Source organism: Sphingobacterium sp. E70 (genome assembly GCF_019285695.1).
In the GTDB taxonomy this organism is placed as follows: domain Bacteria; phylum Bacteroidota; class Bacteroidia; order Sphingobacteriales; family Sphingobacteriaceae; genus Sphingobacterium; species Sphingobacterium detergens.
This window is the reverse complement of record NZ_CP079104.1, coordinates 3593718-3614488: the sequence shown is the minus strand read 5'-3', so window position 1 is coordinate 3614488 and position 20771 is coordinate 3593718. Positions and strand designations below refer to the sequence as shown.

The 20771-nt window shown below is 36.6% G+C and carries 28 protein-coding genes and 2 pseudogenes; 11 read left to right on the top strand and 19 right to left on the bottom strand.

All coding sequences use genetic code 11. The features are described 5' to 3' along the window. Positions 1-137: 137 nt before the first annotated feature. From KUH03_RS49155 to KUH03_RS25445, 3 genes and pseudogenes are all read left to right on the top strand, one after another. Positions 138-1638: pseudogene (locus KUH03_RS49155) on the top strand (aldehyde dehydrogenase family protein). Between the two features lie 22 nt (positions 1639-1660). After that, positions 1661-1855 (top strand): DUF779 domain-containing protein, encoded by a 195-nt coding sequence (locus KUH03_RS25450; protein ID WP_257087369.1) that lies wholly within the window; start codon positions 1661-1663, stop codon positions 1853-1855. Further along, positions 1852-2043 carry a DUF779 domain-containing protein gene (locus KUH03_RS25445; protein WP_257087368.1) on the top strand — a complete coding sequence of 64 codons (192 nt, stop codon included), beginning with the start codon at positions 1852-1854 and terminating at the stop codon, positions 2041-2043. Before KUH03_RS25450 ends, KUH03_RS25445 begins: the two co-directional genes overlap by 4 nt. A 105-nt stretch (positions 2044-2148) precedes the next feature. Here the strand turns inward: KUH03_RS25445 and KUH03_RS25440 are convergent, their stop codons facing one another. The 10 genes and pseudogenes from KUH03_RS25440 to KUH03_RS46665 all read right to left on the bottom strand — a co-directional run bounded on the left by KUH03_RS25440 (position 2149) and on the right by KUH03_RS46665 (position 8498). Further along, a complete protein-coding gene (locus KUH03_RS25440; RefSeq protein WP_257087367.1) occupies positions 2149-2550 on the bottom strand; it encodes an acyl-CoA thioesterase in 402 nt (133 codons plus the stop codon). Between the two features lie 106 nt (positions 2551-2656). Further along, positions 2657-2902: a hypothetical protein gene (locus KUH03_RS25435; protein WP_257087366.1), complete on the bottom strand. Its 246-nt coding sequence runs from the start codon at positions 2900-2902 to the stop codon at positions 2657-2659. A gap of 8 nt (positions 2903-2910) precedes the next feature. Then, positions 2911-3426, bottom strand: a complete 516-nt coding sequence (locus KUH03_RS25430) for a hypothetical protein (protein WP_257087365.1) — start codon at positions 3424-3426, stop codon at positions 2911-2913. After that, on the bottom strand, positions 3410-3706 hold the full coding sequence (locus KUH03_RS25425; RefSeq protein WP_257087364.1) for a hypothetical protein: 297 nt from the start codon (positions 3704-3706) through the stop codon (positions 3410-3412). Before KUH03_RS25425 ends, KUH03_RS25430 begins: the two co-directional genes overlap by 17 nt. A 2-nt stretch (positions 3707-3708) precedes the next feature. After that, positions 3709-4314, bottom strand: coding sequence for a hypothetical protein (locus KUH03_RS25420; RefSeq protein ID WP_257087363.1), 606 nt, complete (start codon positions 4312-4314; stop codon positions 3709-3711). Between the two features lie 318 nt (positions 4315-4632). Continuing rightward, the gene (locus KUH03_RS25415; protein ID WP_120260051.1) at positions 4633-5289 is read right to left on the bottom strand and encodes a protein-L-isoaspartate(D-aspartate) O-methyltransferase; all 657 of its coding nucleotides are present in this window, start codon (positions 5287-5289) and stop codon (positions 4633-4635) included. A 222-nt stretch (positions 5290-5511) separates the two neighbouring features. Further along, positions 5512-5784 (bottom strand): hypothetical protein, encoded by a 273-nt coding sequence (locus KUH03_RS46680; protein ID WP_306429798.1) that lies wholly within the window; start codon positions 5782-5784, stop codon positions 5512-5514. Between the two features lie 47 nt (positions 5785-5831). Then, positions 5832-7256: pseudogene (gene priA / locus KUH03_RS46675) on the bottom strand (primosomal protein N'); the annotation flags it as partial. After that, positions 7208-7993, bottom strand: coding sequence for a hypothetical protein (locus KUH03_RS46670; protein WP_306429161.1), 786 nt, complete (start codon positions 7991-7993; stop codon positions 7208-7210). The pseudogene priA and the gene KUH03_RS46670, both read right to left, overlap by 49 nt. Before the next feature lie 259 nt (positions 7994-8252). Continuing rightward, positions 8253-8498 (bottom strand): DUF423 domain-containing protein, encoded by a 246-nt coding sequence (locus KUH03_RS46665; RefSeq protein ID WP_306429160.1) that lies wholly within the window; start codon positions 8496-8498, stop codon positions 8253-8255. 301 nt (positions 8499-8799) lie between these two features. Here KUH03_RS46665 and KUH03_RS25400 point away from each other — a divergent pair, with 301 nt between their 5' ends. The 8 genes from KUH03_RS25400 to KUH03_RS25365 all read left to right on the top strand — a co-directional run bounded on the left by KUH03_RS25400 (position 8800) and on the right by KUH03_RS25365 (position 13595). After that, positions 8800-9375 (top strand): hypothetical protein, encoded by a 576-nt coding sequence (locus KUH03_RS25400; RefSeq protein WP_257087362.1) that lies wholly within the window; start codon positions 8800-8802, stop codon positions 9373-9375. 101 nt (positions 9376-9476) lie between these two features. Next, positions 9477-9692 (top strand): hypothetical protein, encoded by a 216-nt coding sequence (locus KUH03_RS25395; protein ID WP_257087361.1) that lies wholly within the window; start codon positions 9477-9479, stop codon positions 9690-9692. Positions 9693-9741: 49 nt separating this feature from the next. Continuing rightward, a complete protein-coding gene (locus KUH03_RS25390; RefSeq protein ID WP_257087360.1) occupies positions 9742-10086 on the top strand; it encodes a hypothetical protein in 345 nt (114 codons plus the stop codon). Then, positions 10056-11063 (top strand): hypothetical protein, encoded by a 1008-nt coding sequence (locus tag KUH03_RS25385; RefSeq protein WP_257087359.1) that lies wholly within the window; start codon positions 10056-10058, stop codon positions 11061-11063. Before KUH03_RS25390 ends, KUH03_RS25385 begins: the two co-directional genes overlap by 31 nt. 71 nt (positions 11064-11134) lie before the next feature. Then, positions 11135-11437 (top strand): hypothetical protein, encoded by a 303-nt coding sequence (locus KUH03_RS25380; RefSeq protein ID WP_257087358.1) that lies wholly within the window; start codon positions 11135-11137, stop codon positions 11435-11437. Between the two features lie 229 nt (positions 11438-11666). Next, on the top strand, positions 11667-12500 hold the full coding sequence (locus tag KUH03_RS25375; RefSeq protein WP_306429159.1) for a bifunctional oligoribonuclease/PAP phosphatase NrnA: 834 nt from the start codon (positions 11667-11669) through the stop codon (positions 12498-12500). Between the two features lie 85 nt (positions 12501-12585). Continuing rightward, a complete protein-coding gene (locus KUH03_RS25370) occupies positions 12586-13008 on the top strand; it encodes a hypothetical protein (RefSeq protein WP_257087357.1) in 423 nt (140 codons plus the stop codon). Positions 13009-13055: 47 nt separating this feature from the next. Next, complete coding sequence (locus tag KUH03_RS25365) at positions 13056-13595, top strand: FKBP-type peptidyl-prolyl cis-trans isomerase (RefSeq protein ID WP_257087356.1); 540 nt, start codon at positions 13056-13058, stop codon at positions 13593-13595. A gap of 516 nt (positions 13596-14111) precedes the next feature. Here KUH03_RS25365 and KUH03_RS25360 read toward each other — a convergent pair. From KUH03_RS25360 to KUH03_RS25320, 9 genes are all read right to left on the bottom strand, one after another. After that, a complete protein-coding gene (locus KUH03_RS25360) occupies positions 14112-14942 on the bottom strand; it encodes a hypothetical protein (protein WP_257087355.1) in 831 nt (276 codons plus the stop codon). A gap of 490 nt (positions 14943-15432) precedes the next feature. Next, positions 15433-15777: a hypothetical protein gene (locus KUH03_RS25355; RefSeq protein ID WP_257087354.1), complete on the bottom strand. Its 345-nt coding sequence runs from the start codon at positions 15775-15777 to the stop codon at positions 15433-15435. Beyond that, positions 15774-16235, bottom strand: coding sequence for a hypothetical protein (locus tag KUH03_RS25350; protein WP_257087353.1), 462 nt, complete (start codon positions 16233-16235; stop codon positions 15774-15776). The genes KUH03_RS25355 and KUH03_RS25350 overlap by 4 nt, the downstream gene beginning before the upstream one ends. A gap of 79 nt (positions 16236-16314) precedes the next feature. Further along, on the bottom strand, positions 16315-16779 hold the full coding sequence (locus KUH03_RS25345; protein WP_257087352.1) for a hypothetical protein: 465 nt from the start codon (positions 16777-16779) through the stop codon (positions 16315-16317). After that, a complete protein-coding gene (locus KUH03_RS25340) occupies positions 16758-17402 on the bottom strand; it encodes a hypothetical protein (RefSeq protein ID WP_257087351.1) in 645 nt (214 codons plus the stop codon). Before KUH03_RS25340 ends, KUH03_RS25345 begins: the two co-directional genes overlap by 22 nt. Before the next feature lie 31 nt (positions 17403-17433). Further along, a complete protein-coding gene (locus KUH03_RS25335; RefSeq protein WP_257087350.1) occupies positions 17434-18417 on the bottom strand; it encodes a hypothetical protein in 984 nt (327 codons plus the stop codon). Between the two features lie 384 nt (positions 18418-18801). Then, positions 18802-19608, bottom strand: coding sequence for a lanthionine synthetase LanC family protein (locus tag KUH03_RS25330; protein ID WP_257087349.1), 807 nt, complete (start codon positions 19606-19608; stop codon positions 18802-18804). 23 nt (positions 19609-19631) lie between these two features. Beyond that, positions 19632-19829: a hypothetical protein gene (locus tag KUH03_RS25325; protein ID WP_257087348.1), complete on the bottom strand. Its 198-nt coding sequence runs from the start codon at positions 19827-19829 to the stop codon at positions 19632-19634. Between the two features lie 345 nt (positions 19830-20174). Continuing rightward, a complete protein-coding gene (locus tag KUH03_RS25320) occupies positions 20175-20750 on the bottom strand; it encodes a type 2 lanthipeptide synthetase LanM (RefSeq protein ID WP_257087347.1) in 576 nt (191 codons plus the stop codon). Positions 20751-20771 lie beyond the last annotated feature (21 nt).

The window sequence follows — 20771 nt, the reverse complement described above, 5'->3', positions numbered from 1 at the left end:
TTGGGCTATCCCAGAATAATATCCCTACACTATACTGCAACAATGATGCTACCCTTTGCCTCAATAATGCTACGGTATTGAATAATTGCTGGCTAACTTTGATAAGAAGGGATTAAAAATAAGTAATAATAAATCATATGAGCGCAATTAAAAGACCATCGTTCAAAGAACGATACGACAATTACATCGGCGGTAAATTTGTAGCCCTGATCCAAGGAAAATATTTTGACAATATCTCGCCCGTAGATGGTAAAGTATATACCCAGGTAGCACATTCAACGAAAGAAGATCTCGATCTGGCGGTTGATACCGCGTCCAAAGCCTTTGAGACCTGGGGAAAACATCAGCAACCGAACGCAGCATTATCCTCAATAAAATTGCAGACCGCATCGAGGCTAATCTGGAATATATTGCTGCAGTAGAAACCATAGATAACGGAAAAGCAGTACGCGAGACGCTAAATGCAGATATCCCGCTTGCTATTGATCATTTTAGATACTTTGCCGGAGTAATCCGCGCCGAAGAAGGATCAATAACTGAATTAGACAGCAATACCGTTTCCTTGATTGTACACGAACCGATCGGCGTTATTGCACAGATCATTCCATGGAATTTCCCAATTTTAATGGCGGTATGGAAACTAGCTCCAGCGCTTGCTGCCGGAAATACCGTTGTTTTAAAACCAGCAGAAAGCACACCGGCGTCAATTCTCGTCTTGATGGAAATTATTGGCGATCTGATACCGGCAGGTGTGATAAATATTGTGAATGGGTTTGGCTCGGAACTAGGCCGGGCCTTAGTAACCAATCCTAAAGTTGCGAAGGCAGCCTTTACAGGATCAACCGCAACAGGGCGATTAGTTATGCAATATGCTACAGAAAATATTATACCCGTAACACTGGAATTGGGAGGAAAATCCCCAACATATTCTTCAGTTCTGTCATGGATGCTGACGATGCATTCTTGGACAAAGCAATCGAAGGTGCCGTTTTATTTGCCCTTAATCAAGGAGAAATATGCACTTGTCCTTCACGTTTATTAGTACAGGAGGATATCTACGATAAATTTATTGCCAGAGTCATCAATCGGGTCAATCAGATCAAAGTTGGGGACCCATTGGATCCGACAACAATGATGGGGGCCCAAGCTTCAAAAATTCAAAAAGACAAAATTATGTCTTATATCACACTAGGCAAACAAGAAGGAGCCGAAGTGCTGACTGGCGGAGACGAAAATAATGTCGGCGTAGGTTTTGAAGAAGGTTACTACATCAAACCAACGCTATTCAAAGGAAATAATAAGATGCGGATCTTTCAAGAAGAGATTTTCGGTCCGGTCTTGGCTGTAACAACTTTCAAAGACGAACAAGAAGCGATCACTATTGCCAATGACACTATGTATGGTCTCGGCGCCGGTGTATGGACCAGAGATGCGCATCAACTTTATCAAGTTCCACGCGCCATCCAGGCAGGCCGTGTTTGGGTTAATCAATATCACTCTTATCCAGCTGGCGCTCCATTCGGAGGATACAAACAATCCGGAATTGGTAGAGAAAATCACAAGATGATGCTTGCGCATTATCGTCAGGCAAAAAATATGTTAATATCATACAGCAAGGAAAAACTGGGCTTCTTTTAATACGCTGTAAATTAAAAACGCAATGAAGAAATGCATTATTCTTCATTTATCAATCCGTTCAGCAATGGTCAACAGAATAGATAGTACAGACAAAGCCAAAGATCTCATTCATACCCTTGAAGCACAACACGGTGCATTGATGTTTTACCAGGCTGGAGGCTGCTGTGAAGGGACTCAGCCCCAATGTTTTGAAAAAGGGGGTATTTTCCGCGCATGAATGACGCCATGATCGGATTGGTTGAAGGATACGAGTTTTGGGTTGACCGGGATCTGTTTGAGTATTGGAAACATGCCCATTTCACACTTGATGTACTGGAGGGCTTTGGCCCGGTGGTTTTTCGTTGGAAACACCACTTGGAAAAACCTTTAAGGTACATTACAGGCTCTTTACAGACGAAGAATTAAAAGAACTTAGCCCGATCAAACGTAGTGAATAAACACAAAAACGGGTGGAATAATCCACCCGTTTTTCTAAGTCTCTGCCAGCTCTTCCCCATCAAATTAGGCTGATTATTCAATATCCAAACCCTCCAAAACAGGAATTGGTTGTTTGTTTTCATCCAAAGCGACAAAAGTAAAGACTCCTTCAATAGCAAGTTCTCGTCCTTCTTTATACATATGCTCCAGAAATATTTCTACTTTCACTTTTAGGCTCGTACGCCCTACATTTTGGACACGCGCAACTGCCTCTATAATACTTCCGGAAGGAATTGCTTTATTAAAATCAATACGATCTGTTGATACTGTCACCAACGTTTTGCGACAGAATCTTGTTGCGGCCATAAAAGACACTTCGTCCATAATAGACATCGCCTTACCGCCGAATAAGGTATCGTGATGATTTGTCAAAAACGGGAATACTGTTGTACATACATGCGTTTCTGATAAATCAATACGTTCTTGTAAAGTCATTTATTGTTATTTTTAATGGATTCAAGAGAGCACAAATGTAAGGCTATCCAAAAACAGTTGAGTCATTTTTATCCAATATTTTCCTCGATATCGACTCCTATACCCTTTAACAACAAAGAAGCATTGAAGATCTTACACTCCCTGTCTTCAGTTTATAGTCAAACAGCATCTGCCCTTCATCAACCTGAATATCGAAGTGATAATTTTTGATATCTTTTGGAAACTCCTGTTCCAAACTAGACAGCTGCAGATCGTGCGTTGCCACCATACCTTTACCACTCAAGCGAACCAACTGCTTAATAATCGCGCGTGAGCCCAAATATTTGTCAACCGAGTTTGTTCCGCGTAACATTTCATCAATCAGAAAAAACTATCCGTATGTGAAGCTACAGTATCCAGTATAAATTTCATCCGATTGAGTTCTGCCTTGAAAGTGGAAGTACTTTCGTTGAGATTGTCTCTGATACGCATATAGGATATAAGTTTATAGATTGGTAGTTGAAATGATGAGGCGGCAACACTCGCTCCAGCATAAGCTAAAATTGCATTGATACCAATTGTACGTAAGAATGTGCTTTTCCCAGCCATATTGGATCCTGTTACCAATGCAACCCGATGATCGTTGCTGGTATAATCGTTGGCAACCACTAATTCATTCGGAATAAGCGGATGATAAATACCTTGCGCCTCAATCTTATCCTCATCTGGATTGACCAAGATGACCGGATAGACATAAGTCGGATGATTTCTTTTCCAAATTGCGAGACTATTCACAGCTTCAACTTTTGCCAATGTATCAAACGAATTCAAGATCTCTTGTTCATACTTATTTTTCCAATCGATAATCGCCAGTACCTGTCTAAAATCCCACAGCAAAAAAAAGATTCAGGAATATCCCAACAAACACATTATTTCGTGCATCCAGATTATTGATAAGAACTGCTAATTTTTTAAATGCTTTTGAAATAGGTTCAGCATGCCCTCCCTGCTTTAATTCATTAGCCATTTCTTGTAAGGAGGCGGATTTCCATGCGTGGTTTTCTATAGCTTGTATCGCATCGGCATAGGAAGCCAGTATTCCACCAATCTTGTCTATTCTTGATGAAAATAAACCAACACTACCTGCTTTGGCGAAAGCCCAAAGAATATGAAACAAACCTAATATCGTTGCAACCGCTGCAAATTTGGAAATAAAAAGCTTCCAACAAGCGCTAGCACAAATAAAACCGGGCCCACTTTGACATAGATACGCATGAAAGCGTTTCCAAAACTAAAATTTCCGTCTTGAAAATAATTGGACAAAAAAGTCTTAATATCTAGTTTATGATTAAGATTTGCTAGTAGTTTCGCCTGAAAATCCCATATCCATTCCGATTCACTCTCCAACTCCTTTGACGCTTCCTGATTCCGCTGGATCTGTTCTTTATCCAGGGGTGCATTTAGCCAAGATGCCAGCAAATCAATCGCCTGTTTTGTTGTTGACCGATTCAATTGGGCAAATAACGAATATACGCCGAATACGTCCATATCTGAGCTATAAGGATGATTACCATCCTCAAAGTTCTCTCCATTAGCATACATATTTGCTTTTCCATCAATGATGTTTTGCTCATTGGCCAGCACCTTCAGATAGGCTTCAAAATAGTTCTTCTGAAGCTCCAACTGGCTTTGTCGGCGTACCAAATACGCAAATAGGAACAATAAAGCAAAGAAACAAAAGAAAACCAATGGAAGACTTTCCAGCTGAAAAGTATAAAATAGCAAGGCTCCCCACCAAGAATTACAAAGAGCCGGGTTAAACTCAGGGTATTCACCTGCTTGTTTAATTTTAAGACCGTGGAGGCAATTTCTTGATGCTTTTGATCGTATAATGTCGTGATTGGATTCATTCTTAAATAATTTTTTATTCCATCAGTTGGACGAAATCCATCCTATCCAAAATCATATTGTAACAAACTACAACTTTTAAATTGAGCGGATTCACAAGAGTAAATAGAAAACAATATATTTTCATTTACCTATCTTGCAAAAACAGCGAATAATGGTTCGAAGCACTCTTAATTTTTTTCGAGACAATGTGAATTACCAGGCCTGATCACCCACCAAGGGCACAAAACGAAAAGTGTCCAATTCAATACGATCAAAATCATTTTCACCTACGCGAATTATTGTCATCATTTTCTGAGACTTCTCATCCCCGACCGGAATCACAAAAATCCCACCTATTTTTAACTGCTTCAACATGATTTCAGGAACGAATGGTGCCCCGGCAGTTACAATAATCTTATCGTAGGGGGCATGTTTTTCAATACCTTTGGAGCCATCACCCAAAAAGAAATTTGCCTTATACCCCATATAGGGTAATACCTGAATTGTTCGTTGATAAAGGTTCTCTTGGCGTTCTATCGTATATACGTCGGCACCAAGTTCAAGCAAAATACAAGTTTGATACCCTGATCCTGTTCCAATTTCCAGTACCTTATCCCCTTTTTTCACGTGGAGCAATTCGGATTGATAAGCGACAGTGTACGGTTGGGAGATTGTTTGTCCGTCACCGATTGGAAAAGCAATATCGCGATAAGCCTGATTCCAAAAGGTTTCATCAAAAAAGAAATGACGTGGTACCTTCCCAATGGCTTCCAATACTTTTTGGTCTTCAATACCTCTTCCTTTTAGATGCTCAACCAATTTCTTGCGTGCACCTCTTTCCCGATAATTATCAATAAACTTATACGCCATGATGTTTCAAATTTACCTTTAAAAAGGATATTTAGCCGAACTATTCACAAATCACTTAATATCAAAGCAATATACAATACTGAACGTAGACCACACAACAAATCACAACCAAATAAAAACATTATATCTAAAACATTATCAAAAAGTTACATGCATTTCATCACGAAAAACTCAGTTCAGTTAGCACATGATCCAACGCTACGAGAACATAAAAACATGTCGTTAATAAGGGTCGACATCGACCTGAACACGAACGCCGCTATTGGTCTTATCAATCTCAAAATCCAATAAAACCGAACGAATCAACTCCTTTACCTTAGCAATACTAATATTTGTGCGTTCAATCTTCAATGTAATTGTCTGAATAAAATTATTTCGCACACGGGAGACCAGCGGTGGTTCAGGCCCCAATACCCTAGCTCCAAGCTGTGGTCGTAAAGCAGCGGCAAAACGATTCGCAGCATCATAGCATTTTTGAAAATCTGTATGCTTAATATCAATGCGAATAAGTCGATAAAAAGGGGGTAAAGGTAATTCTTACGTTCAGTAATTTCCGTCATAAACATCCCTTCATAATCATTGTTAACGACTTGCTCCAAGACCCTATGATTTGTCGTATAACTTTGAATAATCACCCGTCCACCTGCTTCCCGACGACCGGCTCGGCCTGCAACTTGGGAAAATAGCGAAAAGGAACGCTCATAGGCACGAAAATCAGGAAAATTAATAATGGTATCCGCATTCACAACACCGATTAAACTAACACGCCCAAAATCCAACCCTTTGGCCACCATCTGTGTCCCAATCAGCACATCAAACTCATGCTCATCGAAAGCCGTAATAATCTTATCAAAGCCATACTTTCCTTTTGTTGAATCCAGATCCAATCGGCCTATCCGGATCTCGGGCATCAGCAATTCAAGTTCTTCTTCCACCCGCTCTGTCCCAAAGCCCTTACTTTCAATATGTGGCATTCCACAAGCTGGGCAGACCCGAAGTGGTGGCTCAACATGCCCACAGTAATGACAATGCATCATATTGGAACTTTTATGGTAGGTCAAACTGACATCACAATTCACACATTTGGCGACAAAACCGCAGGTATTACACTGGATCATGGTGGTGTGTCCGCGTCTATTCTGAAACAGAATAACCTGTTCCTTATTCTTAACAGCTTCTTCAATAGCTTTTAACAATGTTCCGGAGAAATAGGAGAACATATTTTCCTTTCGCCCTTCTTCGGGAATATTGACGAGCTCTACACTTGGCAACTGCGCATTGCCATAACGCTCCAATAACTGCACAAAGCCATACTTCTTTGCTTTAGCATTGTAGTAACTTTCCAACGATGGTGTTGCGGATCCCAAAAGCACCTTAGTCTGATGTAAAAAGCCGAGATAAATGGCTGTATCACGCGCATGGTAACGCGGTGCAGGGTCAAATTGTTTATATGAACTTTCATGTTCCTCATCAACAATAATAATTCCCAGATCCTGAAACGGAAGGAATACAGAAGAACGGGCTCCGATAACAACTTGAAACTCATTTTTCATCACCTTATGCCATACCTCAGCACGTTCATTATCATTGAATTTCGAATGATAAACACCAAGCTTATCACCAAAGTGCAGTTTTAATCGCGCAGTAATCTGTGCTGTCAATGCGATCTCAGGTAGAAGATACAAAGCTGATTTTCCTTCAGCTATTGCCTGTTCGATAAGTCGTATATAGAGCTGAGTTTTCCCTGAAGCAGTTACCCCATGCAATAGTGTTACCTCTTTTTCCTCAAAAGATTGTTGGATCTCATCATAGGCACGCTGTTGATTTTCATTGAACTGAAAATTAGCATCTAGTTCTATATCTTCTCCCTGAAATCTCGACACGACCTTCTCCTTCACTTCAAATACACCTTTGTCGATCAACGCCGTGATCGCTCCATTACCGCAACCTGAAGCTTCTGCCAACATCGGACGTGTAATCTCTTCAGTCTTTTTGACAAGCTGCATAAATGCCAAAACTGCATCTTGCTGTTTGGGTGCACGATTGAGACTATCCAATAATTCTCGTTTGGCGTCCTCATTTCTAAAGTCAGGGCAAAACGTAAGAATACTTTTGTTTTGGGTTTATATCTTTCTGTTATTTCCTCGGAGATAAGTACGATCCCCTTGTCAAACAATTGCTTCAATATCGGAAATACCGTTTTCTGTCCCAATAACTTCACGATATCATTGACTTTAAGTTCTCCTGCTACCTCCAGGGCCTCAATAATGAGGTATTCTTTATCCGAAAGTGTCGAACGATCAAATTCTTCTGTTATAGAAGAGATCACTTTGGTTTCACTTGCCAGTTTTAATGCCGCTGGAAGTGCAGCCTGCATGACTTCACCCAAACTGCACATATAGTAATCTGCCAACCAATCCCACAATTTAAATTGGGCAAGGTTGACGATAGGTTTGTCATCAATGATATCTAAAATATACTTTGCTTCGTATTTCAGTGGAGCTTCTTTGCTGATCGATTTCACGACAGCCGAATAAATCTTGTTTCGTCCAAATTGCACAATGACCCGTACCCCAATCTGTACCCGATCATTCCAGTCAGCCGGAATACGATAAGTATATGTTCGTGCTAGAGCTAACGGTAGAACCACATCAATAAACAAGGTATCTCTTTCACTAAAAATCGAAGATTGCGGATTGGACATATTTTTTTATTATGGGATAAAAATACAAAAAAGCGACAGAAAGAATACGTGAGTGACCTCCCTCAAAATAAAAGCCCTCCTGGATTTTTAATCGTTGGAAGGCTCTTTATCTAAAAAGCTAGCAAGCTTTATTCTATTTAAACAGCAGGATTATGATTTATTTTTAATGCCGCTACAAATAAGGCTATCCAACCGATAATCAATGACAAGCCACCTAAAGGTGTTATGGGACCTAAGATAGCCGGATTCCCGAAACCAGTTATTTCCCTGATACTAAGTATATATAAGGATCCTGAAAAAACAAAATACCAACAATAAAAGCAATAAAGGACACCTTGATTGAATAGGTTTTCGCACGCGAAAAAGTCGATAAAAATAACAATGCAAAGGTATGATAGAAATGATACTGATTTGCAGTTTTCCAAGTTTCGATATGATATGCACTTACCTTTCCTTCTAGACCGTGGGCACCAAAGGCACCTAATATTACAGCTAATGCTCCCAATAACGAAGCGGCTAAAATGATTCTCTTATTCATTATTATAAAGTGAATGCTGAAAACGTGTTTCTCCGATAAATGTATTAAAAACCGAACAAAATAAGGAATATTTTGTTAAATTTATATTACAAAGCCCCATTATTGAGATGATTTTCTAGCGCTTCCCGCATATTTTTGTTAGGTTTGTTTTACAGATGAAACTATCATAAGTTTATTCAAGTTGATCGCTTCATTACTATAAAAACAAATTGACTGAAACGTGTCCATCTATACCATTGAAGATGAGCACTCATAAATATATATTCTGATGAAAAAAACAATAATCATCACTATTCTATTGTTCATAGCTGTCATTGCAGCAACGATTTATCTTTTCGGAGATTTCAATAAAAATAATAAACAGGATTCCAAGGCCTTACAATACCTCCCTGAAAATACGCTGGCCATAACATCCTTTGCCAACAACGAGACTGTAGACACGATATTTAAGGATTACGAATTATTTAAAGCCATTATAGGACAGGGAAATTTTAGTAATCTCGAGCGATTAAAAACAGAGTTATTACAAAGTGAACAATTGACACCTTTCGTTGCTGGGCAACAGATATTACTGTCTTTTCATCAAGAAAAAGATCAGATAACACCTCTTTATAGTGTACAAGTTGGGCAGAGCCTTGACAATAACACGCTGGCAACCCTTATCGGGCAAATCGGAAAAAATTATAAAGTTCAACCCTTTGATACGCTGGGCCAACGGTTCTTTGGATTCAATAAAGGAATAAAAGACAGTACGCTCTATTGCGCTTATTCCCATGAAATTATCTTTGCCAGTTATTCAAAACAGGTGCTTGCGCAAATTTTCGATAAGAATGTAAAAAAATAAACACAAAGCAAATTGAATTCTTTGTCAATCACAACAATAAGAATACACCACTCAGTTTATATTTTTTCAATGAACAGTTAGCGCAGGTCGCCCGCATATTGATGAAATCCAAATTTGGCAATTACCTCAATTTAATTGATTCTCTCAAGGGACAAACTTCCTGGAATATGAATTTCAAACAGGATGCGCTTATCTTTAAGGGTGTAACTGATCTAACAGGCAGTAAAAACAGCTATCTACAATTGTTTGCCAATCAAACCGCTCAAGTACAGGCATTAGGAAACTACTTACCAAAAAAATACAGCATCCTATATTGATTTCAGTATTTCCGATGAACATAGCTTCCGTTCGGGACTCAAAGAACTATTGATTCAGCAAAAAGAGTACGATCGCGTAAGCAAAAGCATTAAAAATCTTGAGGACGATACAAAGGTATCATTTGACAGTGTCATCGCCCCTCTTTTTAATGATGAATTTGCGCTGGCTGAATTAGACAATCAAGATGTACTGGGGCTGATTAGCATATCTGATTCGAGCTTATTCGCAAATAACTTTAAAAATTCAGTTCATCTGTCGGTGACTCGATCTATCAATTTAAATATTCCCAGCTATTATATGCCTCTTTCGGAGAGCCGTTCAAAAGTTTTACAAGACCATACTTTACCATCGTTGATGGTATCATGGTTGTCGCAAATCGAACAGGCATCCTAAGAGATTATCGTGAATCTTTCCGTGAAAAGCAATTTCTATCGGGAACAGCAATTTTCAAAAATCACGCGGCTTTACAAAATAGCCGTAGCAATGTAACCTTCTATTTAGAGCCCAAAGCTGGCAAAAGCAATATTTTAGATAATTTAAAATCTGATTATGCCAAAAATTTTAAAGATGAAGAGCAGTTTGGTTTTCAAAATTTCTACTCATGGTCCTATCAATTAAGTGGTAATCAAGGGACATTCTCGTCCAGCTTATACGCTCTTTACAAAAGTGATACACGACTTGGAGGAAAACCTGAATGGACTGTACAGCTTGAAAGCCGCATCATCAACAAACCTTGGGTTTTGGATCAAGATGGCAAAAACAAATTTATAATGATCCAGGAGCAGGATCATACCGTACATGCGTTTTCGCCAGACGGAAAGGAACTTTGGCAAAACCTTTTCCAAGGCGAGATTTTAGGTGAACCAATTCAATTGCAAGATCTTAGCATCATTATTGTCACCAAAAGCAGACTATATCGGATCAGACCTGACGGAAAAAATATGAATGGTTTTTCTGTCGAATTACCTTCTACGGCTAGCTATGGGGCCACAATATCTAACTTCAATAAAGAACAACGTATCTATATTCCTGCCACAGATCGCATCTTAGCCTATTCATTAGATGGCAAAAGAATAGAGGGATTTGAAAATAATACTGTAGACAGCCGTATACTTTTTGATCTAAAAATAACCACACTGGGGCAAACCAATTACATTATAGCGGGTACAAGCACAGCTTCTGTTTATTTTTTCAATGAAAATGGTAAGATCATTCGCAAACAAAGCTTAGATACAGACGGCGAAAGCGTTCGGAATCCGATTGGTTTAGTAGCTGCCTCAGATGAAAAAAATTCATTTGTCTATGTCGCCGATAATAAAGGCAGTATTTTCAAAGTTCCTTTTGAAGGAGAGTCAAAAAAATTAAATTAGGCAGCTGGGGCAAAGATGCTTTCTTTAATTTTGAAGATATCAGTGGTGGTGCAGACAGAGACTTTATCATTTTGGCCAACAATAAATTGAATGCTTACAGCAGCAGAGACTCCTCTTCCTATTTCGAATATAAATTCATCGAAGATGCGAGCAACAGACCTTTATTCTTTAAGCGTATTGGAAAATCCGACGTCTTGGGAGTCGGCACAGACAATCGGATGATTTATCTTTTCGGCTCAGATGGTTTAGTACAGGATGGATTCCCTATCGAAGGGTTTTCGAAATTCTATTATGGGCCAATTAACTATGGCGACAATGCTAATTATTTGATTTGTATGAAAAAGGATTTTAAGGTTTACGCCTACAAATTCTAAGCAACTGAAAATCATTTTTTTAACCCCAAAACAAAACACAATAAGACGCGAAAGATGTTTATAAAAAATTTGTCTAATCTAAATTTTTATAGTAGGTTTGCAGACTTAATATGACTATGCTAAAATCGGAAGAATTAAAAGAATTATTGGCTGAACCAAAGCACATTGTAATCACCACGCATTACAAACCTGACGGCGATGCATTGGGTTCATCGTTGGGATTATATTTTTGGTTAACCGCAAAGGACATCATGTCAATCTAATCGTACCATCAGATTTTCCTGCTTTTTTAGACTGGTTACCTGGTTTGGAAAATGTACAGATTTATACGCAAAATATCAACCTACATAATCAACAGATTGAAGCTGCAGATTTATTATTCTGTTTAGACTTCAATGGGCTCGCTCGCATTCATGAGATGGGTGATCCTATTCGTCAAGCAAAAGGGATCAAATGCATGATTGATCATCATTTGGATCCGGAAGGGTTTGAAGATTATGCATTTTGGGATCCATCTGCAGCTGCGACTGCACAATTGATCTATCGCTTTTTGGTGAATGAGATGCAAGATGCAAACAATATTAGCGCTGATATGGCTACTTGTTTATATACCGGGATTATGACCGATACAGGATCTTTTCGTTTTCGTTCTACCACTTCAGAAATTCACCGTATCATCGCAACGTTGATTGATTGTGGCGCACAAAACTGGGCGATCCACGAAGAAATATACAATAGCTCTTCGGAAAGCCGTCTCAAGTTCCTTGGATTTTGCCTGCTCAACCGTCTTGAAGTTATTCATGAATATAATACGGCAGTCATTCATGTCACCAAAGAAGACCTCAATCAATTTCAGGTCATCACTGGAGATACAGAAGGTTTGGTCAATTACGCACTTTCCATTAAAGGAATTAGATTAGCTGCGTTAATTATTGACAGAAATGAACAAATTAAACTATCTTTGCGATCGATTGGAGAAGTTCCTTGTAATGAAATCTGTAAATTGTATTTCAATGGGGAGGTCACCTCAATGCTTCAGGCGGAAATTCGAAAGATAGCCTAGCTGTTGTGATCGCAAAATTCAAATCGATTTTACCAAATTATAAAGAAATATTAACAAAATAAGATATCGTAACATACATTAGAAAATGAAGAAAGCAATTCTATTTTTCGCGGCTGCCGGTCTTTTGATGACGTCATGCCAAAAATTCAAAAAGGCTGAAGGTGGTCTTGAGTATAAAATCGTGGATGATAATGCAAAAGAGAAAGCAGTATCAGGCGATTTATTAGCAATTGACATTGTACAATCGACAGATAGAGACTCTGTAATGAGCAGCACTTACGAAATGGGTATTCCTCAGATCGTTCAATTATATCCAGATAGTATTATTGCAAAAAATCCTGGAGACCCTACCGGTCTATTTAAATATGTTGGTGAAGGCGATAGCTTGGTATTCAAAATTAATTTGGATTCTATGGCAGCAAAAACACATCAACCAAAACCAGAATTTGCTGACAAGTTTTTAGTTTTCTCAATTAAAGTCAAAAACACTTCAAAAAAGGAAAATTAACAGATCAACAATTAGGCGAACAAGTTCAAAAATATTTTGAAGAAGAATTGAACAAACACAAAACTGCTGAGCCTGCAAAATTGGATAAATACATCAAAGATAAAAGCTTAAAAACAACAAAAACAGCTTCAGGACTTCAATATGTAATTACTAAACCTGGAACAGGAGCAAATGCTAAAGTAGGTGATTCTATCCATGTTAATTATGTAGGTTCATTGACTACTGGAAAAGTATTTGACACGAACCTTCCGGATATCGCAAAGAAAGAAGGTATTTTTATGCCACAACGTCCTTACGAAGCATTGAAATTCCAATTGGGTGTTGACGGTGTTATCCCAGGATGGACTGAAGCATTCCAATTGTTTAACAAAGGTACTAAAGCAACCTTAGTAATCCCTTCATCATTGGCTTATGGCGATCGTCCTCAAGGTAAAATTCCTCCATATGCACCATTGGTATTTGAAGTTGAGGTATTGGATATCAAACCAGGAAAAGTTCCAGCTCCAACACCAGCGGCAACAACGCCAGGTGTAGGCGCACCAACTGCTACTGCCCCTACGGCAAAAGCTCCAGCAGCAAAGAAATAACTCTTTTAAAGATACAAGAGTTTTTTGACTCTTGTATCTTTTGCTCTTTCTCCCTTATGATAAGATTAGATACGTTTTCAAACATATAATAATCCCATTATTATTCAACTCTTCCTAAACCTTATTATAAAAATGCAATATTAAACGATCAGATGCTGGTTATTTAAATTGTTTAACATTTTTATTTGTTTCAATTATAATTTCACTTTCTGCGACATCCACTCGATGAGAAATTAATGCAATCTGTGTTTCCTGCTCCACCGCTTGCTGTATCTAAATCACCTCGATTTAGCAGTCGTCAAATTTTTAAATATCAGAATTTGGCATAGAAATAATCAAACTTCAATCTTTTCGAAGTCTTACAATTTATTAAGCCAGCTGTCAAAAAGTTGGATAAAAGTATTGATACATTAGTATTCCCTAAAGTAGTTAGTGGCGTGATATTATTCACAATCAAAAAATTATTCAGATAATAATCATTACCTTCCAATTCTTCATCTATAAAATAAGATGTATTCAATTTCCTTTTAAAAAGTTCTTTTTATATATGTCATCGATTTTAATAAGTTTGTCGTATGGAATGACCAATTCGAAGTGGTTTGATTTTACGTCCAGGAAAGCATTATAAAATTGCCTATGTTCGAAAATAATAAATGGGTTAATAATGATACATAAATTATTCCCAACGCAATCCAACAATTGCTGTATGCCCCGCAATTTAAACATATAATCTCCAGGTATATTTTCAATTTCCGACTTCTCTTCAGAATAAATACAGAGATTATAATCACAAAAATATCGTTCGAAATATCTTATTTGGACTTCAATTTGCTCCTTCGTACAATTTTCTTGGCATATAAATATAACATAACTTCCGTATAATGATTTCAGAGTACAATTTCTTGCAGATTTGATCGCCTCCACATATTTAATGGTACATTTCGTAAAGTCGTATTTATCCAGGTCATGATCCTCGAAAGGGGTGTAATTGATGTATTTTGATTTATAAAAATAGTGTTCGGATTGTTGTGCTGTAACACCAGCATTATGCAAGATTTTAGTATTATGCCATCTATTTACAGGTTGATAAGGCCAGCAAAAATCCAGCTCGCTATTAATTTCAAGATTAAATCCAAAATAGATACCATTTAACACCATTGACCACATATCGGCACACCACTCCTGTAGTTTTTCAAAATTTACCTCTTTGTTCGAAGCATAATCAATCAGAAGTGACTTGAATATAGGCTTATTATGTTTTATATAATTGTATATCGCTTCACTATCTTTTTCATGTTTATTCCAAAAAGTATAGTTAACACCTCTTATGACGTACTGAGCCCCCAAAATTTTCTATATTCTCTAATCCTTCATCAATAGGTAAGCCAACAATATTACATAAAGAGCTAATGATACTGGAACCAAATGAATTTAAATGCGCTAGCCCTATATAGTCCAACGTATTGGATAGATGCCAATTATAACTATCTGAAAAGTCTTTTCATCTATTTTTTCTCTAAAAATAATATCGGCATCGTGATAAAAATTTGCTTCTGCTCAAGCCATGGATATTGATCAAAATGTTTCTTTATTAAATGTGGTCGTATGGTAGGTGCATAGTAATGATCTTCCCGGGTATCTGGATAGAAAAAAAAGAAGCCAAATCCTTATTTCTTTCAGCTAAATCTAAGACATCGGTATTAGATGTCTCGGATAAAATAACGTGGATATTTTCCTTTGGAATTCCAATCGTGTAAAAATTGTGAATATAGACTTGGATTTGCCAAGCAAAATAAAGATCCGATGGCTGAGCTGCTATATATATCATTGTTGATAATTAATCAAATAAATTAAACACAAAACCAATACTTTGCAAATCAGAACTTTTATAAATTGATTTATCCAAGAATAGTAGAGATAACTTACCATTTACCAAAGACCAGTTACCAGTTGTCATTACCATTAACTTTACTTTCTCAATTATATTATCGTCGTCATAAAGGTCACTTACCTGATATGTCGTTCTTATTAAACTCGAAAGTGATTGCCCTGCGTATAACATATGTTCCATTCTATTTTTTATAACGCTCAAACAAGCATCCTGTTGGGTAATCTTCCAAAGCATTACAAGATTATCAATTGAAAGAAAATCGAATTGTTCGATCGACAGATTCTCGGTCATATTTTTATCAACACTAGAATATTTCCAAATTCCTCATTACCGCTTCGTACAAAACAGGTCGCTGCAAAGAAACAGTTATAGATGAACAGAATATTATCTTCCCGTAATATAATGTCAGATAATTCCAAAATCATTTCTTGCCAAATAGTATGAAGGTCCAAATAATCAAATCCAATATAGGCGTAACAAGTGAAATATTTACTTCTTACCATTTTATTTGCCGAACACTTATATCTATTTGGAATTAAGCTTGTTAAAGTGTTTTCTTCTATTTCAATAAAATCGTTTTCATGAAGAAACTTCAAGAGAACAACTAAGATCCAAATATCCTTGTCATTACACTCTTGATTGTTCTTACATTTATTAATGATGTCCTGAAGCTTCAACATTCCCCTCTCATAGATAGATGTTTCTTCGTTAATCATGCCAAACAAGACCATCGATACACTTAGTCCCAATTCCCTGTAAAAAAATCGGTTTTATGAAAGAAATATCTATTATGTGATAACGCTTCGTCAATTATTTTCCGTAACATAGTTAATTCTCTTCAAAGAATTGTTCAACTTTTTGTTTAAATGCTACAAAAGCATTTATAGTTTTAGTATCATTGATTTTTTGAACGAAATATTCTGTAATATAGAGCCATTTAATAAACCCAACACATCCTAATGACATTAACGACTTTGAAATCATCATAGAATATTGGCTTGCTGCTAGGGCATATTCTAAGCGCGATTGTGGCTCCATTGCACAGAAAATTTTTAATAAGAGTTTCGCTTTGGAATTGATAATAGCAATTTTATATTTATTAAGTATTAGAAAACGGCAAAAGTCAAACAATAAAAACATAAGTTCGGCCTTATTAAAATTGTCATTCGTCCCTTGCAACACAAGCATTCTTTGCTGTAGAGACTTACTAAACCAATAGTACTGATCAACGCTTTTTGTCCATGTCTTAGCATATAATCTAAATGCAGTAGCTAAGTATTGTTCACATACCAAATTAGGTATTTTTCCCTAAATAAATCTCGTAAATAGCAGCTTTTAAACGTTGTGTAATGAGCTAAACCGTAATTATTATATACTCGCTCACAATAAACTCCGATTCTCATATAGGTAGAAGCGAGTAAATTATTCGCATGCAATAACAGTAGATGGTTTTGGCTAAATCCGCGTACCACATCAAGCAGATATCTCAAGGAAGACCTCCGATCGCCATTAAGATCGAAGCATTGTGAAATTTGCAACTTGATAAATTGAACATTCACATAAGTTCCTATATCTGTCATCATTTTTAAATGTTTGAGAACCTGATGGAAAAGGTAATTCGCAATCAAATATTGTTTATTTATAAAACTAACAAATGAACTTATATAGAGTTCAAATGATGAGTTAAGCCTTCTATTTAATAAAAGCGTATTTATATTACCTAAATCTTCGTCATAAAATCTAAACGTAGACAACTCAAATATATCAGTCTGTTTAAAGATACGTGGAAGCTCAATAACTTTTGAAAGATAAAAATTATAAATATCATTTTCATTTTTAGAATATGAATCAAAATCTTTCTTTTCCTGACGTTTGCTTAGAGCAAAAAACAAATTATTCTTATAAGTTTCGGTCATTTTTCGAATATAATTACCTCAATTTCATCAATTAAACGTTCTTTGGTAATAAGACTTTTCGGGCAAGCTCAACCAATAAATTGTCGTCATTAATATTAGGGTTATAATAGAGAGCAAGCAATTCATCCAGCCCAAATTTCCGCCGAATATATTCGCAAACCACAGCAGCGATGGTGTACGAGGGCACATTATTTTTCGCATTAGATATTTCCCTATTATATAGTTTCTCAAAATTATATAATGCCTTTCTATAACCTTCCTGCAATTCCATTCTTCCTTCATAATAGCTTATTTGCGGAGATACTCCACCATATAATGTAGGTATGCCCTCACCCAATATATACCCCATTCCACTTCTTTTTCCTAGTATCAAATGAACAAATTCATGTTTATGGATAGGCGAATCATAGGCATATACAGCATATTTCTCCTCCATATTAGTAAAACCGCCCACATATCCATAATATTTAGTCATATTACTAAGAATATCCATTTCCTCTATATTTGAACACATAAATATCTTAAACTTTTCTTTGTTCTGGCCGGGTCTCAAAACATTATACAGTGAATCCACGGTTTTACTAGCCGAAGTTAAAGCACTTCTGGAAATTGTATGATATGGGGAAATATAAAAGTCGAGATATTCAGTAGGGACATTCTGAAAGCGAGACAATTCGTATGGCAGACAGTTATCGAAAAATAATTTTCCATTAATATCAATAATAAAATATTTGTAAGTTAAATAATGCAGTCCATCCAGTGTAAAAACTTCTATCTTACAATAAGATAATGTATCATTTAGCATTTCTAATTCAGAAATCAACAATTTATTATTTTTCCGTATATCTTTAGGGCTGAAATTTCTAGACACCGCATCAATAAATACTGCATAATTATAGTCTTTTTTTTTGTTGGTATTTTGGGTGCCAGAATTCTTTTGCTTGCTCTCTGTCGCCTGCAAAATAATTACGAATAAAATTAATCCTAGCTTCGATTTTGATATCAGTCGAATCAATTACTTCGTAGACATTCTGTGCTTTTAAATAATTGCCACAAAGTAATATTATATTCCAAAATAAAAACAATAGTATTTTTCTCATCTTAAATTGTTTTATATTTCTACGCATTACATATATAACATCGAAGGTAACGAGGTATTCTTGTAATTTTTCAGTAATCCATAGCCGATCCCTGCAATACCATAAAAAAACCATTTAAAACTTGGTGTTTATTCCATCCCCACATTTAACCATAGATAAATCCTTAACAACATCTGTATATTTTTGTCTCCAAACTTGTGTTATATTGTCTTTTCCCAAGACTGTCTCATAAATCTCCAGAATACCAAAAAATCCGGAACAAAGACTGTGGTCAAGGTCAACATATAACATTCCAACATCTATAAGTATCTTTTGGCTTCTTCAATCTCGAAATGCAAAAAATCATTTGTATAGAAATTTGAAATCAAATGGCGGCTAAGAAGAATTCCTGCGACTCCGCTTGCCCATCCATGATGAACCTCTCCAACAAAATCCTCCGTTTTTTGCCAAAAACCCAGTTCCTTATTATAAAGAGATTGATCATATTTGAGAGCCTCGACACCAGCATCAAAGTATCTTTTATTTCCTGTTAGATCATGAACTTTAAATAGAAAGTAGCTTGTTGATGCTGTACCATGAGCGAAACCACCCCATTTATTAAAAGAAGTTGTTTCCCAGGTAATACCAAAGTTCTTTGCTAGCGAGGATTTCTCAAGTAAATATTCAGCAATTTCTTCAATCAGATATCTGATTTTATGTGGAAAAGAAGACTCCTTTTCAAACTCAATAAGAAGTAAACCGACACCAGTAGCCCCAAAAAGATAATCTCTTTTTTCATCTTTATGAAGTTTTAACTCAATATATTCGATCAACATTCCCTCAGTTTCAGGCGCTAGGGCAAATGAAAACCTATTGTCTATTTGTCGATAGAGCATGCTCATATAGAGTATGGATATTGGAAAATGAAACGTGCCAATGTCTGTCGTAGGATTATCTTTTATTTCATTCCAGCAATCCAAAAAATATTCAACACTTTGATCGTATATTTTCGTTGCACTAGACAAATATCTTTTATCGTCGCTTTCTTTATAATAAGCTAAAAGAAAGAGTCCAATTCCGGGAATACCATTAAATAAGTCGGAGTCCTGAATTCCTTGATTCCACATACTATCTTTTGTAATCGTGTAATCTATATACGTGAAATACCTATCGTTTGAAGCCCCAGATTAAGCAAATATTCAGCTATCGACTCAACAAGATTATCTTTGCCCAGTCCTGAAACAATACCATTTTCAAGTTTCAAATTAACATTTTCATGAATAGTAAACGATCTTTTTATGGTATTTAACTGGATCTGATAATTCTCCTCAATTTCAAAATTTCTCATCTTTTCGATGGCAAAATCCAGCCCAGTCTTATTAAAAATTTTTTGAAAACAATTTCACCATCTGGTCCTAATAGGTCTGTAGAATCTGACCACACCTGAAAAAATGGAATATCCCCATTTAATAACTGATCAATTTCAGATTGAATAACCTCCGCAGGCATATGAACAGGATGGTAACCTCGCCAAAGCATTTCCAATAAATACGCTTCTGCGGTGAAGCTTTGTAAAAAGTCTGTGTAGATAACTTTGTCAAAAGCCGGGTATATATATTGGTATATCGAATCAATACGCGACAGATAATCGGATCACTGCTTTTAATCTGTTTTTCAACAATTTCTTTATTTTTCAAGATAAAAGAGTGCATATATTCAAATCCCGACAAAAATTTTCCACATATTGATCAATTCCAATCTGCTTCGATTTATATATTGGAATATTGCTGTGCCTTTGATGATCTTCTAAAATCGATAACCCGCCATTGCTATACCCAGAATCGTTAATTGTCTCAAACCCAAACTGGGGCAAAAGTCCTGTTTTAAGAATGCCATTTATAAACAATACAGAAGTCTGCGAACTATCTTTATAGTTATTTCCTCGCTGGTATTTCGGATGGAGCAAAATCTCCAAATCAAAAAAACATGGGGTCTCTCCAACGGCAATTATATTATCAACGATTAAGTCTTGTATACCAAAAATATAAGCTAGATAACAGTTGATTCCTTGATTAAAATAAAATGAGCTGGCTTGTTCGACAAACTCCAGTTCTTTCTCGCGAATACCTTTATGCCATGAATAACTCATTTTATCGATTGAAGTAATTTCCACGAGTGATTTTGGCAGGCCCGTCTGCCATAAATTATTCATCAAACTAAAAAAATACTTTTCCCCTGGACGAACGTGCTTTATAGAATACTTCGACATTGTTCTCGAAAATTATTCCGA

What these genes read in the sequence shown, in the direction of transcription:
- KUH03_RS25450 (WP_257087369.1), top strand. Translation starts at nt 1,661, where the DNA reads ATGAAGAAATGCATTATTCTTCATTTATCAATCCGTTCAGCAATGGTC.
- KUH03_RS25445 (WP_257087368.1), top strand. Translation starts at nt 1,852, where the DNA reads ATGAATGACGCCATGATCGGATTGGTTGAAGGATACGAGTTTTGGGTT.
- KUH03_RS25440 (WP_257087367.1), bottom strand. Translation starts at nt 2,550, where the DNA reads ATGACTTTACAAGAACGTATTGATTTATCAGAAACGCATGTATGTACA.
- KUH03_RS25435 (WP_257087366.1), bottom strand. Translation starts at nt 2,902, where the DNA reads ATGTTACGCGGAACAAACTCGGTTGACAAATATTTGGGCTCACGCGCG.
- KUH03_RS25415 (WP_120260051.1), bottom strand. Translation starts at nt 5,289, where the DNA reads ATGGCGTATAAGTTTATTGATAATTATCGGGAAAGAGGTGCACGCAAG.
- KUH03_RS46670 (WP_306429161.1), bottom strand. Translation starts at nt 7,993, where the DNA reads ATGTCCAATCCGCAATCTTCGATTTTTAGTGAAAGAGATACCTTGTTT.
- KUH03_RS25400 (WP_257087362.1), top strand. Translation starts at nt 8,800, where the DNA reads ATGAAAAAAACAATAATCATCACTATTCTATTGTTCATAGCTGTCATT.
- KUH03_RS25395 (WP_257087361.1), top strand. Translation starts at nt 9,477, where the DNA reads ATGAAATCCAAATTTGGCAATTACCTCAATTTAATTGATTCTCTCAAG.
- KUH03_RS25385 (WP_257087359.1), top strand. Translation starts at nt 10,056, where the DNA reads ATGGTTGTCGCAAATCGAACAGGCATCCTAAGAGATTATCGTGAATCT.
- KUH03_RS25370 (WP_257087357.1), top strand. Translation starts at nt 12,586, where the DNA reads ATGAAGAAAGCAATTCTATTTTTCGCGGCTGCCGGTCTTTTGATGACG.
- KUH03_RS25355 (WP_257087354.1), bottom strand. Translation starts at nt 15,777, where the DNA reads ATGACCGAGAATCTGTCGATCGAACAATTCGATTTTCTTTCAATTGAT.
- KUH03_RS25340 (WP_257087351.1), bottom strand. Translation starts at nt 17,402, where the DNA reads ATGACCGAAACTTATAAGAATAATTTGTTTTTTGCTCTAAGCAAACGT.
- KUH03_RS25330 (WP_257087349.1), bottom strand. Translation starts at nt 19,608, where the DNA reads ATGTGGAATCAAGGAATTCAGGACTCCGACTTATTTAATGGTATTCCC.
- KUH03_RS25325 (WP_257087348.1), bottom strand. Translation starts at nt 19,829, where the DNA reads ATGAGAAATTTTGAAATTGAGGAGAATTATCAGATCCAGTTAAATACC.
- KUH03_RS25320 (WP_257087347.1), bottom strand. Translation starts at nt 20,750, where the DNA reads ATGTCGAAGTATTCTATAAAGCACGTTCGTCCAGGGGAAAAGTATTTT.